General features: G+C 55.8%; 14 protein-coding genes. 3 read left to right on the top strand and 11 right to left on the bottom strand.

Translation table 11 applies throughout. The features are described from left to right. Positions 1-94: 94 nt before the first annotated feature. The 9 genes from J4D97_RS15270 to J4D97_RS15230 all read right to left on the bottom strand — a co-directional run bounded on the left by J4D97_RS15270 (position 95) and on the right by J4D97_RS15230 (position 9,672). A complete protein-coding gene (locus tag J4D97_RS15270) occupies positions 95-844 on the bottom strand; it encodes a M48 family metallopeptidase (protein ID WP_208308293.1) in 750 nt (249 codons plus the stop codon). Beyond that, positions 841-4,059 (bottom strand): type I restriction endonuclease subunit R, encoded by a 3,219-nt coding sequence (locus tag J4D97_RS15265; protein WP_208308292.1) that lies wholly within the window; start codon positions 4,057-4,059, stop codon positions 841-843. The genes J4D97_RS15270 and J4D97_RS15265 overlap by 4 nt, the downstream gene beginning before the upstream one ends. A gap of 100 nt (positions 4,060-4,159) precedes the next feature. Continuing rightward, positions 4,160-4,948, bottom strand: coding sequence for a hypothetical protein (locus J4D97_RS15260; RefSeq protein WP_208308291.1), 789 nt, complete (start codon positions 4,946-4,948; stop codon positions 4,160-4,162). 48 nt (positions 4,949-4,996) lie between these two features. Further along, complete coding sequence (locus tag J4D97_RS15255; RefSeq protein ID WP_208308290.1) at positions 4,997-5,614, bottom strand: hypothetical protein; 618 nt, start codon at positions 5,612-5,614, stop codon at positions 4,997-4,999. Positions 5,615-5,626: 12 nt separating this feature from the next. Beyond that, on the bottom strand, positions 5,627-6,829 hold the full coding sequence (locus tag J4D97_RS15250; RefSeq protein ID WP_208308289.1) for a restriction endonuclease subunit S: 1,203 nt from the start codon (positions 6,827-6,829) through the stop codon (positions 5,627-5,629). A 9-nt stretch (positions 6,830-6,838) separates the two neighbouring features. Then, positions 6,839-8,362 carry a type I restriction-modification system subunit M gene (locus J4D97_RS15245; RefSeq protein ID WP_208308288.1) on the bottom strand — a complete coding sequence of 508 codons (1,524 nt, stop codon included), beginning with the start codon at positions 8,360-8,362 and terminating at the stop codon, positions 6,839-6,841. A gap of 86 nt (positions 8,363-8,448) precedes the next feature. Beyond that, complete coding sequence (locus J4D97_RS15240) at positions 8,449-8,757, bottom strand: hypothetical protein (RefSeq protein ID WP_208308287.1); 309 nt, start codon at positions 8,755-8,757, stop codon at positions 8,449-8,451. 13 nt (positions 8,758-8,770) lie between these two features. Next, positions 8,771-9,106 (bottom strand): hypothetical protein, encoded by a 336-nt coding sequence (locus J4D97_RS15235; RefSeq protein ID WP_208308286.1) that lies wholly within the window; start codon positions 9,104-9,106, stop codon positions 8,771-8,773. Beyond that, positions 9,103-9,672, bottom strand: a complete 570-nt coding sequence (locus J4D97_RS15230; protein ID WP_208308285.1) for a restriction endonuclease subunit S — start codon at positions 9,670-9,672, stop codon at positions 9,103-9,105. The genes J4D97_RS15235 and J4D97_RS15230 overlap by 4 nt, the downstream gene beginning before the upstream one ends. A 503-nt stretch (positions 9,673-10,175) precedes the next feature. Between J4D97_RS15230 and J4D97_RS15225 the strand changes: the two genes are divergently transcribed. Continuing rightward, positions 10,176-10,493, top strand: a complete 318-nt coding sequence (locus tag J4D97_RS15225) for a hypothetical protein (RefSeq protein ID WP_208308284.1) — start codon at positions 10,176-10,178, stop codon at positions 10,491-10,493. Between the two features lie 63 nt (positions 10,494-10,556). Beyond that, positions 10,557-10,775, top strand: coding sequence for an integrase core domain-containing protein (locus J4D97_RS23875; protein ID WP_208308283.1), 219 nt, complete (start codon positions 10,557-10,559; stop codon positions 10,773-10,775). An 8-nt stretch (positions 10,776-10,783) separates the two neighbouring features. Here the strand turns inward: J4D97_RS23875 and J4D97_RS15215 are convergent, their stop codons facing one another. Both J4D97_RS15215 and J4D97_RS15210 read right to left on the bottom strand, forming a co-directional pair. After that, a complete protein-coding gene (locus tag J4D97_RS15215) occupies positions 10,784-13,138 on the bottom strand; it encodes a DUF262 domain-containing protein (protein ID WP_208308282.1) in 2,355 nt (784 codons plus the stop codon). Continuing rightward, a complete protein-coding gene (locus J4D97_RS15210; RefSeq protein WP_208308281.1) occupies positions 13,128-14,933 on the bottom strand; it encodes a GmrSD restriction endonuclease domain-containing protein in 1,806 nt (601 codons plus the stop codon). The genes J4D97_RS15215 and J4D97_RS15210 overlap by 11 nt, the downstream gene beginning before the upstream one ends. 560 nt (positions 14,934-15,493) lie before the next feature. Here J4D97_RS15210 and J4D97_RS15205 point away from each other — a divergent pair. Beyond that, positions 15,494-15,880 carry a hypothetical protein gene (locus J4D97_RS15205; RefSeq protein ID WP_243900341.1) on the top strand — a complete coding sequence of 129 codons (387 nt, stop codon included), beginning with the start codon at positions 15,494-15,496 and terminating at the stop codon, positions 15,878-15,880. Positions 15,881-15,888 lie beyond the last annotated feature (8 nt).

Below are 15,888 nucleotides of genomic sequence, written 5' to 3'. Positions count from 1 at the left end.
GCGGAGGTAGGCCTTTGGATATCAAAACTATGGATATTTACGATAAGTTCAACTTATTCGTTGATGTTTTTGATTATAATTCATTTACAGTAGGCTAACTATACTTGTTCAACCGCGCCCGTAGCGTGGGCCAAGTAGGAAGCAGACGGGTAAGTAGTTGGTAGAACTCGGGGCCGTGGTGAGGATGGGCGACGTGGCAGAGCTCGTGCATGATGAGGTAGTCGATGCAGGCAGTGGGGGCCTGGATGAGGCGGGGGTTGAGCAGGATACGGCCGGCACGGGTGTAGCTGCCCCAGCGGGTGGGCATGGTGCGCAGCTGCCACTCGGGGGCAGTGATGCCATAGCGGCGCACCTGTTCGGCGCAGTGGGCATAGCGCTCAGTGAGGCGGCGGCGAGCATGGTCGGCATACCAGCGCTCCAGCAGACGGCGGGTGTGGTCTGGCACCTGGGGACGGCGGGTGTACACGTTTAGGTAAGCCCCGCGCAGGAGCACGCCCTCTGCCTCGACGGGCTTCTTTACTTCCGATTTGAACTCCTCAACCAGCGACACAATGCGCAGGCGGTACTGGCGGCCGAGGTAGCGGTGGGTTTCGCCTGCTACGTACTCGCGGGGGGCAACTGGGGCTGGTACGGAGGCAAAGAACTGCAGTTGGCTTACTAGCCAGGAGGCACGGCGCAGCACGGCGGCCTGCACCTGTTCGAGCGGGGTATCGGTGGGGGCCGTGACATTGATGCGGCCGTCGGGCAGGACAGTGATACCTACGGTCTGGCGGCGGGCAGAGTAGCTTAGCTGAAAACCCAACTCGCGGGTGCCATAGGAGACATGGTGTAGCGCGATACTCATGCGAAGTTGTTGCGGGCGACTTCCAGGGTACGGTCCCAGAGGTTATCGAGCAGGTCGTATTTATCCTTCTCGATGAGGTGAGCAAGGCCGAGCTCTACCTGGTGGTCGAGGAAGTAGTCTTCTACGGCGTTGTGCATCTGGTTCTGGACGTCGGGGTTGCGGCGCCAGTCGCGGATGAGCAGGGTGCGGAGCAGTTGTTCGACTTCCAGGGCCACCGAGGCCAGTTGCTCGGGGGCGGGCTGAGCTACGGCGGACACTTCGCTCAGGGCCTTTTTGAGCGTGTTGAACAGGGCGCGGGCTTCGGGCTGGTGGCGCAGAGCAGCTGGAATGCCGGCATCATACCCCTGACCTACCAGGCTGGTGAGCTCCTGCACCTGGCGCAAGTATTCTACCTCGGAAGTGCGCTGCTGGTGGAAGTCGTTGATAGCGGTCTGGAGTAGCCGGGAGAACTTCTCGTACAGCACCCGGTCCTGGTCGAGGCGTTCGGAAATGACCTTCTTCAGGTTGTGGGCGATGAAGTCGGCTTTGGAGGCGCGGGATTTGGCGGGACCGGCGGGCTCGGGCTGCTGCTCTCCGACTTGCTCGAAAATACTGATGGGCTCCCCCATAGGCTCAATATCGACCACGCCAACGTGGGTGTAGAGCAGCTTACGGATGCTGGCCTCGTACTCCCGGAAATCCTGATCATCGGCGTAGCGGGCCTTGACGGAACGCCACAGCGTGGTGAACAGGGCCAGCTGCTGGCGGTAGTAATCGAGGTTGAGGTGAGCCGGTGGCACGGCCACGGACAGGGCAATCTGCAGGGTGCGGGCAAAGCGGGAGAGGCAGGCACGGAACTCGTCGCGGCGGTCGGCGGGGGCCAGGTGGCGCTCCAGGGCTTCGAGGTCCAGGGCCGGGCGGTTGAGCTCCCGAGGGAACAGGGCCCAGACGGCGCTGTGGTGGTCGGGCAGCTTTTCGACTTCCTCATCGACGTTGGTGACGGTGCCGAGTAGGTCTTCCTCGTCGAAGCCCTGCAGCTCGTCGTAGTCCGTCAGGGCTTTGTCGAGGTGGCCGAGCAGGTGGGCGTAGTCGATGATGTAGCCGAACTGCTTGCCGGTGAACAGGCGGTTGACGCGGGCAATGGCCTGGAGCAGGGTGTGGCTTTCGAGGTGGCGGGCTAGGTAGAGGACGGTGTTGCGGGGCGCGTCGAAGCCGGTGAGCAGCTTACTGACCACAATGAGCAATTCCACTTCATCGGACGACGAGTTGAATCGGTCAATGATATCCTCCTCATAGGCCTCGGGAGAAGTGTAGTAGGGCGTAACGGTTTCGTCCCAGAAGCGCTTGACAAGCCCGGTCTGGTCGGCTTCTTCGTACACGTTCACATCCTCATCGGCGGCGAGCAGGCGGTCGGGGGGGGAGATGATGACGGCGGAGTTGATGCGCAGGGCGGGGTTGGTTTTGGCCAGGCGCTGAAAGGCCTGGTGGTAGAGCACGGCCACGCGCTTGCTGGTGACGGCCAGCTGGGCCTTGAGGCCGGTGCCCTGCCAGGTGCCGGTGTAATGCTTGGCAATGTCGTGGGCAATTTCCTCGACGACCTGGGGGCTGCCGTAGAGGTGGGTAACGCGGCGGGCATGGCGCTGCTTGATGGTCTGGGCCTGGTACTCGGGCAGGGACTCGGTTACGCGGTCTACGCCCCTGTCCAGCGGTAGGGCGTTGATGTCGAAGCTCAGGTGGCGGCCCTCGTAGAGCAGGGGCAGTACGGCCCCGTCGTGCACGGCCTGGCGGATGGTGTACTTGTCGATGAAGCCGCCGAAGCGACGGGCGGTGCTGCGGTCGGCTTTGAGCAGGGGCGTGCCGGTGAAGCCAATATAGCAGGCCGAGGGTAACAGGCGGCGCATTTTCTGGTGGCGGTTACCGAACTGGCTGCGGTGGCTCTCGTCGATGAGGACGAAGATGTTGGCGTCGGGGTCCTGGAACTCGCGGCCGCGCAGGGCGGTGTCGAACTTGTCGATGATGGCCGTGATGACGTCGGCGCGGCGGTCCTGGAGCAGTTCGATGAGGTGCTGGCCACTGCGGGCGGGGGCTACCTCCTTACCACACTGCTGGAAGGTTTTGCGGATCTGGCGGTCCAGGTCGCGGCGGTCGGTGACGAGCACCACCCGGGGGCGCAGGATATCGGGCTGCAGGGCCAGGGCCTTGGCCAGCAGCACCATGGTAAGCGACTTGCCGGAGCCCTGGGTGTGCCAGATGATGCCGCCGCGCCGCGAAGCCGGAGCCTCTCCTTCGGGGCCGCTGGCCGTGTTGCGGGTGCGCACGCGCTCCAGGGTATTGCGCACGGCAAAGTATTGCTGGTAGCGGGCGACTTTGCGCACGCCGCCATCGAAGAGGGTGAAGCGGTTGATGAGCTCCAGCAGGCGCTCGGGGCGGCAGAGGCAGTAGAGCTGGCGGTCCTGCTCGGTGGGCAGGGTATCGGTGGGCTCGGGGGGCAGACCGGGTAGCTTGCGCAGGCGCACTCGCTGCACGGCGGCTTCCAGGCTGGCCTCCGATTGGCCCTGCTCGCGCCAACCCGACCAGAAATCGAGCTTTGCGCCAGTGGTGCCGTAGCGCACCTCGTTGGGCTGTAGGGCCAGCAGCAGCTGGGCGTAGTGGTAGAGGCGCGGAATGCCCTCCTCGTAGTCGTAGTTGCGCACGTGCTGACGGATGCCCTCTTCTACGGTATGGTTACCGTCGCGGCGCTTGGCCTCGATGATGCCGAAGGGGATGCCGTTGACGAAGAGGGTGAGGTCGGGCCAGCGCTTGTGCTGGGCGCCCTGCACCAGCAGCTGGGGCACTACGTGGTAGTCGTTGTTGCGGGGCTCGGCCCAGTCGATGTAGCGCAGAGTGTAGCTCTTGGTGTCGCCCTGCACGGTTTCGGGGGCACTTTTGCCCAGGGTGAGCAATTCGTACACCTGCTCGTTGGTGCGCACGAGGCCTTCGTCGGGAATGTCGCGCAGGGCCTGGACAGCCAGCTGGATGCTGGCTTCGGAGAATTCGTAGCGGGTATCGAGGTAGTCAAACCCATTTATTTCACGTAGCTTCTTGGCCAGGATGTTTTCCAGTAGCACGGCATGAGGGCGGTTTTCGCGCGCCTCCATTGCCTGCTCGGGGGTGAGTAGCTGGTAGCCTAGGCGCTGCAAAAAGCGCAGGGCGGGGGTTTCGGCGTCGGATTTTTCGGCGTAGGAGTTCGTGGACATGGCGGTAGTAGGACCTCACCCCCCGGCCCCCTCTCCTCAGGGAGAGGGGGAGCCGCGGCGGCGTGGATTGGGCATTATGATTGAAGATTACACTTAGACATTAATCCTCGTCTTCTTCGTCCTGATGACGCTTGATTAAATCAATATGAACAGGAGTTGCCTTGTAGTTTCCGCTCTGGATTGCTGCAATAATGTCCGCTCGGGGTATGCCCCACTTACTGGAGATATAGTGGATATGGGGTTGTTCACCCTGGTAGTTCTCCTTGCCAGCAATGCTTTTTTCGGTGTAGAAAAAGCAGTGCCATTCGTCGCCTTTATCCAGGAATTTGGCATTAATCACCTTCCTAGCAGTAATCACCTGCTTTAGCTGGCCGGGAGTGAGTGTGGTAGGCCCTACTGACTCCACTGCATTGTTTTTGTGTAGGCGTATTAACCGGGGCAGCTTGGTTCTATCGAGTCCCTTGTGGTCTAGGTGCGCTCTGTAGGAGCTATAGGTAAAGCCCAAGTTCTCACCGGCCTGGCATACGAAGGCAAAGAACTCATCCCAAGAAAGAGCAAGACCACGCAGAGCTTTTACCTGGTCTTTTTTAGACCCAGCTGCCAACACGTCCCAAAGTGCCTGCGGTGATTTCGTAGTCATGTACTCTTTTTTCTTTTCCTCCCACGCTTCCATAGCCTCCCTTAGCAGGACCTTCATCCATGTTTCTTCAGGAATACCTGCTCCTACACCTGTTTTGGCTTCTACATCTATTGCAGCCTTGAGGAATCGGATGCGCGACGGTATAAAGAGCTCCATTAACTTTTCAAGAGGCCTAACGAATTCGAAGTCTCCAACTTTGGTAATGTGATAATGACCATTTTGGCCATCGGGAATAACTGAATGGTACATAAAAATTAGATTGGTTTGGTGGTAAATAGTTGATGCGAGAGGATGAGCCTACGCCGCCCGCTGCTCCAGGCCATCCCAGATGCGGAGGAAAGAATCGGCTTCACCGGCAAGGAGCAGGTCGAGGTCGGGGCGGCGGGGGCCGGCTACGTGGAGCTTGCCGGTGCTGAGCTGAAGCAGGCCAAAGGCGGTGCCAACGGGCGTGTGCGGGGCCAGCTCGGTTTCGAGCACACTCAGGATGAGTTGCACCTGGGTAGGCTTAAGGCGCTCGTCTTTGAACCAGACCTGAATGAGGTGGGGCTGGTCGTTGATGCGCAGGCCCAGGTGGGGCGATACCTTCACGTCGAGGGTGGCGTGCTGCCAGCAGGCGGTGGGTGGCTCGAACCAGCTGAGCGTGCGCCGACCCCAGAAGCGGCCGTAGCCGGCCAAGCGCAGGGCATAGCTGGCTTGTTTGCGGACGTCGGGCGAGAGGGCCGGCAACAGGCCGGGCAGCTCGGCGCGGGTGCCGGCCTGGCGGTGATGCTCGCGCAGACCATCCCGCAGCGGCTTGTAGAAGTCGGTGGCCGGGTGGTAGTTGGGGCGCGAGAACAGCTCCTGCACTTTGGTGAGCTTGGGCTGGCCACTACGGGCCACGAAATCCACGAAGTCGGTGAGGTAGATGGCGGGCATCGATGATGGGAGTTAGTGGATGAAAGCCTGGCCTGTCAGCAGCCGCTGCATCAGCCCTTTTTTCTGCTGCTGGTGCTGCTGAATAAGCAGCTTACTGATAGCTATTTCGCGGTCAGCAGCAGCTAAAACGCGAGACACTGCCGTTTGCGTGGCATCATCAGGCGTCGGGATTTCGAGCTTTACAAAGTCCTTTTTAGATACTTCCAGAAAGGTGCTCCCGCTGCCCAAGCTGATAAGCTTCTGCTTCCGTGCCATTAGCGCGTAGTACAGGAACTCGGTCTGTATGCTGTGGGGAATGATATTTTTGAAACCCTGATTGGTGGCAACCGGAATGGTATTGATAACACATTCTCCGACGGTAGCGCGGGTGCAGACCAACACTGAATTTACGGGTAGTAGCTTGGCTGATGAATTTGCCAGCCCTTGCGGCGTGATGCTGCGGGCCGTGCCAGACAGGTACTTGTCTCCTTTTAGAGCGGTAATGTCCGTAGGGGTACACCAAGCTACATCACCATCCCAGAACGCACGATTAGCCGAGTCAGGAGTGCCACCACTTACCACTTCGCCTACCTCACCGAGCGGTGTCATTGGCCAACTGGTGGCACGCTCCAGTAACTTACCCGCTTCATCACCAAGCAGACCATGCAGCAAGACGTCAAACCGCTTCTCCTGCTTCTCCAGCAGCTTGTCGGTGCCGTCAATGGCCCGGTCGCAGGCATCGAGGATAGCTACAATCTTCTCACGCGTTGCTTGTGGAGGCAGAGGCACCACGTACTTGCTAATGAATGATGTGGGAATACGCTTCTGCCCGGCACTACCCGTCATGTTTGCTTCGCCGCGCACTCGAAATTCATGCGTGCTGAAGTGATGGTACAGTAGCCGGCGCGTGCTTTCATCTTCGGCCCGCACTACGTGAAATTCAGTGCTGCCAAAGCCCTTGCCATTGGTAAGACCCGTTACCAAGGCGCCTTTGCCATTCTCGAAGCAGGGCGTGATTTTGGCAACCAGTATGTCGTTGTCTTCAAACCCCGTGAAGCCATTGGCTACTTCAGCGTATGGCCTGGGCGCATGATTAACCAGGCGCATCTCCTCCGATACATCAGCCATACCAACGAAGCTGACCAATTCCTCAGGCGCCGCCTTGGGTTTGCGAGGATTCACCTCGGCTACTGTACTGACTTCACAAGCCGTCCAGCCTTTAGGTAGATTCTTCATACAGCCCGCTTACAGTTCAATACCCAATTCCTTCAGATACCCATCCAATTCCTGGCGCACGCCGGACAGGTCGGTTTCCAGTTGGCGGATTTCGCGCTGCACCTGCTGCACATCCACGGCTTCCTCGGCCTCGAAGGTGTCGACGTAGCGGGCGATATTCAGATTGTAGTCGTTCTCCTGGATTTCGGCCAGGGTGGCGCGGTAGGCGTAGCGCGGCACCGAGTCGTAGGCCTGGTAGGTGTCCACCACGTGCTGGAGGTGCTCGTCGAGCAGGCGGTTCTGCTTTTTGCCGGCCTCAAAGTCGCGGCTGGCGTCGATGAACAGCACGTCCTTTTTGTCGCCCCGGTCTTTGCGGAACAGCAGGATGGCGGCCGGAATGCCGGTGCCGAAGAACAGGTTGCCAGGCAGGCCGATAACGGCATCGAGCAGGTTTTCCTGAATGAGGCGCTTGCGGATAGCCCCTTCGGAGGAGCCCCGGAACAGCACGCCGTGGGCCACGATGACGCCCACGCGGCCGCGGCCCTCGGTGGCGCTTTCAATCATGTGCAGGATGAAGGCGTAGTCGCCTTTGCTTTTGGGCGGCAGGCCGCGGCTGAAGCGGTTGTGCAGGTCGTTTTCGGCCACATCGATGCCCCACTTGTCGAGGGAGAACGGGGGGTTGCCCACCACCACATCGAACTTCATGAGGCGGCCGCCTTCAAGCAGCAGCGGATTGGTGAGCGTGTTGCCGCGCTCGATGCGGGCCGAGTCGAATCCGTGCAGGAACATGTTCATCTTAGCCAGCGCGAAGGTACTACCGTTGATTTCCTGGCCGTAGAGGGCGAAGTTGCGGGTGGGCTGGCCCTGGTCGTCGCGTGCCGCCTGGGCCGCCTCGATGAGCAAGCCACCGGAGCCCGTCATGCCGTCGTATATACGGTCGCCTTCGCGGGGAGCTACCAGTTTGGCCAGCAACTCACTCACAGCGTGAGGCGTGTAGAATTCGCCACCCTTCTTGCCGGCACCGTTGGCAAAGCGCTCGGTGAGGTACATGTAAGCATTGCCCACGATATCCTCGCGCTTATCGCCCCAAATTTCACGGCTGAAATTGAGCACGGGCTGGTCGAAGTCGCTGATGAGGTGCTGGAGCAGGCGGTTGCGGTCCTTGGCCGAGCCCAAGCGGGACTCATTGTTGAAATCAACGCCGCGAAATACACCCTCGAGCTTGGCCTTGTTGGCATCCTCGATTCGAGCCAGGGCCTTGTTAATAAGGTCGCCTAGGTCAGCATCGTTGCGGTTGTCAGCGATGTACTGGAAGCTGGACTTTTCGGGCAGGACGAACCGCTCGCGGCCGAGCTTGCGCTGGAGCAGGGTTTCGTCATCGCCGTACTGGGCGCGCAGTTCCTCGCGCTTGTCGTTCCAGACGTCGGAAATGTACTTGACGAACAGAAAAATGAGGATGTAATCCTTGTACTCGGTGCTGTCGACGGGGCCACGGAGGGTGTCGCAGGCGCGCCAGAGGGCAGCGTTGATCTGATCTTGGGTTGGACGGGTCATGGGTTGGTGGGCCTCACCCCCGGCCCCTTCTCCAGGGGGAGGAGGGGAGCCAGGCGGGCTTTGGTGATATTTAGTTTGGCTTTTTATTATTCTGATGCTCTATCAACTACATCACGCAACTCCTGGTGCAATGCATTTAGCCCACGCTCAATGGCATGGAAATTCTTCGATGTTTTGTTGAGCAAAGGCACACCTGCTTCGCTATCAACTAGAGCATCTGATGGAGCCTCTAGATCTATTTCCAGCTCATGTAGCTCGTTCTTTATTTTGTCGAGCTCATCGATAGCAGTGATTCTTTTTACATTGTCCTCCGGCAGATCTTCGGCTGACATGTACATGCTCGTTATCTGCTTATGAAGACGATGCCCGTGCGCGCGAACTTCTTTTCTAGTCATGGTGCAAGTGTGATTAAATGTTGCGGTTGTATATGATGATGAGCTCGGCCCGCAGGTCCTGTGCTTTTACTTTGAAATCTGGATAGACAGCATCAAGCGAAGCATAATCAAGTGCATCGGTCTTTAGTAGTTGACCGTGCATGATGTCCAGCTTGTTCTTAACATCTTTAAGCTCGCTCAGGATGCTCTTCAATTGCATAAGCTTACTTGTTTGAAGATCAGGCGACATAGTATAGGCTGTGTCCGATTTGACCACTTCTATCTTATTGACAATTCCTTCAATAAGGAATCTGCAAATGGCTTGTAGCGGGTCAAGATTGGTCTTGACAATTAGTTGATCATCATTCATAATGAGGAAGTTATTTGGTTTAAAAGTGCTTGTTCAATAGCCCAGGCACGTTTTCCGCGTAGGTTATCGGCGAGTTTTGCCTCACGGCGGAGTGCGTCGGCGACGTGGGCAATGTGGCGCTGGACCTGCAGGTTGGGCACCGGGATTTCGAGGCAGCCTAGCATGGGCTTGGTGATGCCAGCGACACTGCTACCCTGGCGGAGGCTTTGGACAGCAGCCTGCCCTGGGGTAGAGTTAAGGTACCAGGTCAGGTAGCCGGCATCGGCAGTAGTCGGGTCATAGACGCGGAGGCGAAAGAAGAAGGACATAGCAATGGCTCGGGGCCAGGGCTTAGTATAGAGTACGGCCGGATTGCGGGGCCCTTTTGCCAGGAACAGGATATCGTGGGGCTGCAGGAGCTGCTGCTTCGGGACGGAGGGCAGTTCGGTGCGGAGCGGGTCGTCAGCCAGCTCGTTGTAGGGGCTGGTAACGTCGCGTACTTGGATGACGTAGGTGGAGCCATTGGGTTCAGGGGTTGGTTTCTCCCGAAGCGTAGCCCCGGAAACAATGTCGACAAGTTCCTGCAAAGCAATCATCAGTATAGTTATGCTGTATTTTATTTTACAAATATGAGGATTGTATCGGCACTAACACTAAAAAAGTTGTCAGTACAGTTATACTGTATTCGTAATAATGTATAATTAATTGATTATCAGTTATATAATTTTTAATATAAATCAATAAAATTCATAATAGAATATATTCACTTAACCTGCTGATCTGCTTTTGGATGGAAACTGTCATCTCAGAATGAGTCTGAGGATTTAGAGAATAGCAGCTATTCCTTACTAACCGCATGGCATTCTTATAGCAATTACGTGCTATGATTCCGGAATTTTTGTCCACTACCTTTTTAGAAGAAAGTGTGAGGTGGTCGGGTAAAAGTGGACATGGAGAAAGTAACTTTCCCTTGTCATGGAAGCAGAAAAACCAGCCGGTGAACGGCAGTGAACGAAGTATGGTGCAGCGTTTCGGACCGAGGCGATCCGCCGACGGTCAGGCGGCGACACGGATCGCGCAAGCATTTGGCATGAGCGAGACTGTGTTGGGCAAGTGGGTGGCGAAAACGCGCTGCCTGCCTAGCAAGTGGCGGCTCAGCGCGTTTTCGCCACCCACGCTGGTCATAGCAGCTAACGCCAGCAGCCGGCCCCCGCGCACTACTCAGGCTGACCCGCAGGCCATCGCCGGCGCTAATAAGCTCGCCACCTGGCCCGCGGCCACGGCCCCGAACCAAATTTGGGTGGGCGACATCACCTACCTGGCTCTGGCTACGGGCCACACCTGGCTTGCTGACGCGCTGCTTTCTCCCAGTAGGGGTGGGCTGGCACGTGAGCGAATCACTGAATAAAGACTTGATTATGAGCGCACTTAACCGGGCGATGGCCGTCTGTCAGCCCCACCCGGCCTGCTCGTGCACGTCGACTGGCGCAGCCAGTATACCAGCGACGCCTTTACCCAACTGCTGGACCGCACCCAGGACATTGCCAGCCTGAGCCGGCCCGGTAGTCCGTATGACAACACCCTGAACGAGAGCGGATGGAGTACACTTAAAACCGAGCTATTGCCCCGCGGAGCCTACTTTGCTGACCTGGAAGAGACCCGGCTAGAACTGGCCGAGACTCTTCATTAGTGGTTCGACTAACCTGGCTCGTTGGCTGCACCAAGATCCATTACAGGCACTTTGTATTCAACGCCCTGCGCCTGGAGGGCCGCAATGAATTCTTCGGCCAGCTCGATACGGTCTTGTTCTGCCGTTGCCCGCAGCAGGTATTTACCATCCGAATCTAACTGCAAGTCAAAATCCACTTCAAGTTGCGGCAACAGAGAATAATTGCTGGGCAAAGTCAATTTCCATCCCTCATCCGTGCAATACAAAGCAGTTTCCCAATCAGTGTTTGCTACACCGGGAATATCTCGGAGCCGCAGTGGGCTTAGCCAGTTATTATAAACCCACTGCTCAGATACTACCGCATTTGCCACCTTACCTCGCCGCAGAATTGTGTGAACATAGGGGTTGATATGCCAGCTACCTATTGATCTCCGACGCAGCAAGCGTAGGGTAAAATCAGAATTCCAAGCAAAGTACCCTTGTGAGTTTTCAGTCATCTCGGGGTACTTGATGAAGTAGTAACACCAATCGTTGAAATTCTGGTTGTTATCCAGCCAATCAGCTGCCATCTCTTCCAACTTCAGTTGGGGCGTGTTGCCCGGTACTTTATTATAAGCCAGCAGGAATGCTGATAGCATATCATTCAGGCCATTGCCTAAGTCAAACACCAGCACGGTGTACCAGTTCGCATCATTACCGAAGAAGTATTTTTCTGCGCCACCAGTCCATCTATCTTGACTTATCGAATAGTCGCCCAACGTCAGCCAAGCCCGAATAATGCTGCTCTGCGCAATATTACCCGACCAGATTTCTCGTACGGCTTGCCCGAAAACCGTCAAGTAGTCAGCATTCTCGACTGGTTGCAGGTTGTGTAGGTCGCCCCTGAATACAGCTTGATTCTCCAATTCGTGCAGCACTGAAGTTAATTCCGGCCGTACTATCAACAGCTTCGCTTTATTGCGCTCATGATCTACACCACGGCGCAGATTTGGTAGCACTACGCCAGCTGCCAGCCGCTCATAAACTTGTGGCGAGATCCCGCCCTCAGCCGTAGCCAACAACGCGCAGGCAGTGGTGAAGGCCGGTAAATCTTCGACACGCAGGTTAGAGCCGATTTGTGTGTCTTGCTGCTGCCGCGCCCGTTCCAACAGATTCCGTAACACACGCAGCACATTGCGGGCATCAGCGTCTGAAAATTGCTCGGTGGCTACGGTTGCCCCGTAAGTCAGCAGTCCAAATAGTAGCACCTGCTCCTGGAGCAAACGAGCCGGGTTGAACTCCTGTAAGCACTGGCTGAAAATATTCGTTTGCGAGTTACCGAACAGGCGTACTCGTTCCGACTCAGTGTCTTTCGTTAACAGCCTTTCCAGCAGGCTCGCAATTCCTGCCGGCTTATCTTTCTGTGCCGAGGCCAGAAAATCAAGTGTTTGAAATAGGAACACCACATTTTCCCGCTTGGAATAGACACTACTAAACCACTGGAAGCTGAGCTGACCGGCTGCCAATTCGGGGCTGCTTTCGCCGCCTTGATAAGCCAGCATCCGCGTAACGAAATGCAGGTACTGTTCAAAGACTCCATCAACTAAATCCGAACCCTCGTGGCGATGATTCCAGAATAAATCTGTCCAGTCGCCATCTGCCTTCTGCCCGAAATCAGCTTGTAAGTCAAACCATTTTTGACACTGAAGCAACAAGTCGAATTCCGCCTTCCAGTTCTCGAAATTGGTCAGCGGCTTCCCCCGCGCATTCATCTTCAGATACAAGTCATCGGTGAGGCCCACTTTCGGCATATCCAGAAAGTAGAATCCGATAAGCGGCTGCTCGGCATCAGTTAGCCGTTCAAACCAATTTTGCTCCTTACCAAAGCGTTTGTCTATTGCATCCAGCATCGTCAGCATGGCTGCTACCGTAGGGTCACGCTCCCACGCCGGCTGAAACCAGGTCGTATCACGTAGCGCATCGCTCAGCTTATGGTAGGTGTTCCAAGGGCCGAGTTCGGTAGCTACCAGCTTCTCGCAGAAATTCCGCGAGCTGATGCGCGTTTCGTAAGTGAACTTGCCGAGCGCTTCCTTCGCGTCAAATAGCTTGCCATCTACTAGGGCCAAATACCAGTGCAGCAAAAACAGCGTAGTCATCCGCTGCTGTCCGTCGAGCGGCACAAATAGCCGGGTCTTATCATGCAACTCGCCATACACGAAATCCAGTGTCAGCGGCTGCTTCTGTTCCAGCGCTGTATAAAGTGCGTCCAACAGCCGCCCACGAATATTTTTGGCTTTCTCATCGTTACGACCCTGAGCATAGTCCCGTTGAATAATCGGCACCTGAATACGCTCGATTTCTGGGCTTTGCAGCAACGTCCAAAGAGTGTAGTAATTAGTCTGCATTTGCTGGGGCCGTGATAGGGGTTAGATAATCAATCAGCGTCTTTCGGACGGCCTGAGCATAGCTGTTACGGTCATTGGCAGTCCAGTAGCTTAGATGATCGAAGTCGTTGCTGTAGTATTTCAGAAACACGTTTCGCGTGGCAATTGGAATGAACGACCCCTCGCGCTCCAACTCTATTATCCGCTGGCGCTTCTGCTGAAACACTTTGTTGCTAAGTGCTGAGTTGTCGTTAGTAGTCAGGAGCGCCAGGTTTTCGATGGTGTGAACTTCTGGCTGACCCAACAGCGAAAAAATCTGCCGCTGCACCTGCTCGAAATCATCTTTTTCGATGTTCGTCTGTTCGAGCAGCCGCTCTATCTCTGTCAGTACCTGTGCTGCTGTCAATACGCTTCCTTGCCCGTCAGTCAAGGCGGTCTGTTCTGGTAGCATATCCGGCTGTTCGGCTACGTAGGGAATTACATCGCGCAGCCATTGTTGATACGCCTGTTTGCCCTTCAGGCCCTGTGAGCTTTGGGCATGAATGTGTTCCAAACTCCAGCGCCGAGCCTCCTGACCATTGCCCTTGTAGTACTGAAATGGAAAACGATAACTGGCCCCAGGATTCTGCTGTAACGTTTCAATGTTGAGTAGCAGTAGCACGTTTCGGAGTTTCGTGTAGTCGTCCCTGTACGTCCATTCTTCCAACGGCCCGGCTACACTCAATTTTATCTGTTCAAGCACGTGGCTCTTGAACTGCGTTTTGGTGCTGTCATGTGCTTCCTTAACCAGTTCGGATATCGGCGTACCCGTTGTTATCAGATAGCCCAGCTGATGGTACCAGTCCCGGGTATTATACCATTCGTCTAGCAGCAAAAACAGGTTCTTAACCTTCTTCCACTCATCCAGCAGCTTTTCGGTACTAGCCCGTTGCAGTAGGCCGTTGAAGTAGCGGAATGTAGCGTAGTCGTCTGGTCTGGCCGCTTTTTCCTTCGCAGAATTCTCATCTAAGCTGGCTAGCAGCTCGAACAGGAATTCAATGCGGGTCGGCTTGTTGCTCGCATTTTCATTCAGAAAATACCACAACTCCGGCTGACGGAGGCGCGCCTCTATCATGTCCCATTCGGTAGCCAATTCCAACTGCCGCTGTTCAAAGCGTCTTTGGTCATTATCATCTCCTACCTGTGCCCGCTTGAGAAAAAGTGCCTTTATCAACTCCGCATTGGTCAGCGGAATCTTACCCGAGTTAATTCGAATAAAGGCTTCATGTTCCCCGCCCTGCGTGGGGTCCAGTTCGTACCATATGACCTGCGTCCGTTCCAGCAGGACCGAGAAGATATTATTTGCCGCCAGCGAGGGTATTTGCTGCGCCTCGAACCAGTCTTTCATACTGGCCTGCGCCTGATACATGAAATGAAAGTCGATGTTGTTGTCAGCTTGCTCCGCGCTGATGTTTTCCAAAAACTCCTGGCTTTGAGGCCTAGTAGCGTATTCCAACGTGAATAACGGCTTGCCACCTCGCAGGTAATTCTGTTGAATAAACTCGTAAAGAATGTAGATGGAAGTAAGTCGTTGCTGCCCGTCTATCACTTCCCACTGGTCGCCCCGACGCTTTACCAGCACCGGCTGTAAACAGTAGAAGGTGTTGGGAGGGGCAGTACTCCGAAAGTGCAGCAAGTCTTCTAGTAATTCCGTAACCTGAGTTTGCGTCCAGCGGTATCCCCGCTGGTACTGCGGCACCAGAAAATTTAAGTTTATCAGGTCGGCGATGCCTTTCAGGCCAATCGTATTCTCCGCCGGTTGCGCCGGTGCAGTCATAAAGTATTGAGATATAATGATCTGAAGTTTTCGACCTTCAATTGAGTTTAGTAAGATCTGGCTGGTGGCAAAGCTATCCAGATCGGATTAATAGCGTACGAAAAGCTGCCTAATTATTAGAATCTTATTTGTTGTGCGGCGTTGTCTAAATAGGTCGTAGCCTCCAATTCAAATACTTACTTCAAGCAACAACTAGGGCTCTATTCGATGCGCTAGCGACAGACATGGCTGGTGTACTGGCTGCCCCAATTGACATGGGCAATAAGGCCGGGGCAAGCTGGCATAGGGTCAGGGTCTGTTCCGGCGCCTTGAGCACCAGTTCGATGGGCATCTACGCGGCTGGGTGCCAGCCTACCACCCATTACAAACAAGAATTGTACTAGGTGGCTAGGTAGTACCAGGGTCCGCCTACCAGCAGTAGGGAAGTGACATCGCATACCCACAACTGGTTGGCCTTCTTAGGAGTAGCGCAAGAGTAAGCACAGACATTTCTAGTAGAATCGTAGCGCCGAATTTTCGCTGTCTTGTCCTAAAATAGGTTGACCATCAATCGCAGTCAGATGGAACACTTATTTCTGTTTCGCAAGCAGGCGCACGAGCTGAAAATGCGTCAGATGGTCGAGGAGATTACCTGCGGCCGCCACACGATTGAGTCGGCGATGAGCAAGTACCAGGTGCTCACTCGCTCGACCGTGACCAAGTGGTTGGAACGTGTCCGCCAGGAAGAGCAGGCCCGTATCCATGCCATGGAAGACAACCGAAAAAAGCCACCCACCACGCTCGTCGAGCACGTGGTGCAGCATGCCGATGCGCTCACTGGACAGGTCAAGCAGTTGCAACAACAACTGGAGCAAGCCGAGTTGCAGGTGCTCTATTATAAAAACGTGATCCGGGTGGCCGAGCAGGAGCTGGGCCTGAGCATCGAAAAAAAGTCCGCTACCAAGTAGTCCAGCTC

This window comes from Hymenobacter defluvii (genome assembly GCF_017589435.1).
GTDB classification, from domain to species: Bacteria; Bacteroidota; Bacteroidia; order Cytophagales; family Hymenobacteraceae; genus Hymenobacter; species Hymenobacter profundi.
The sequence above is the reverse complement of the archived record's forward strand: the minus strand, read 5'-3'. Positions and strand labels throughout refer to the sequence as shown.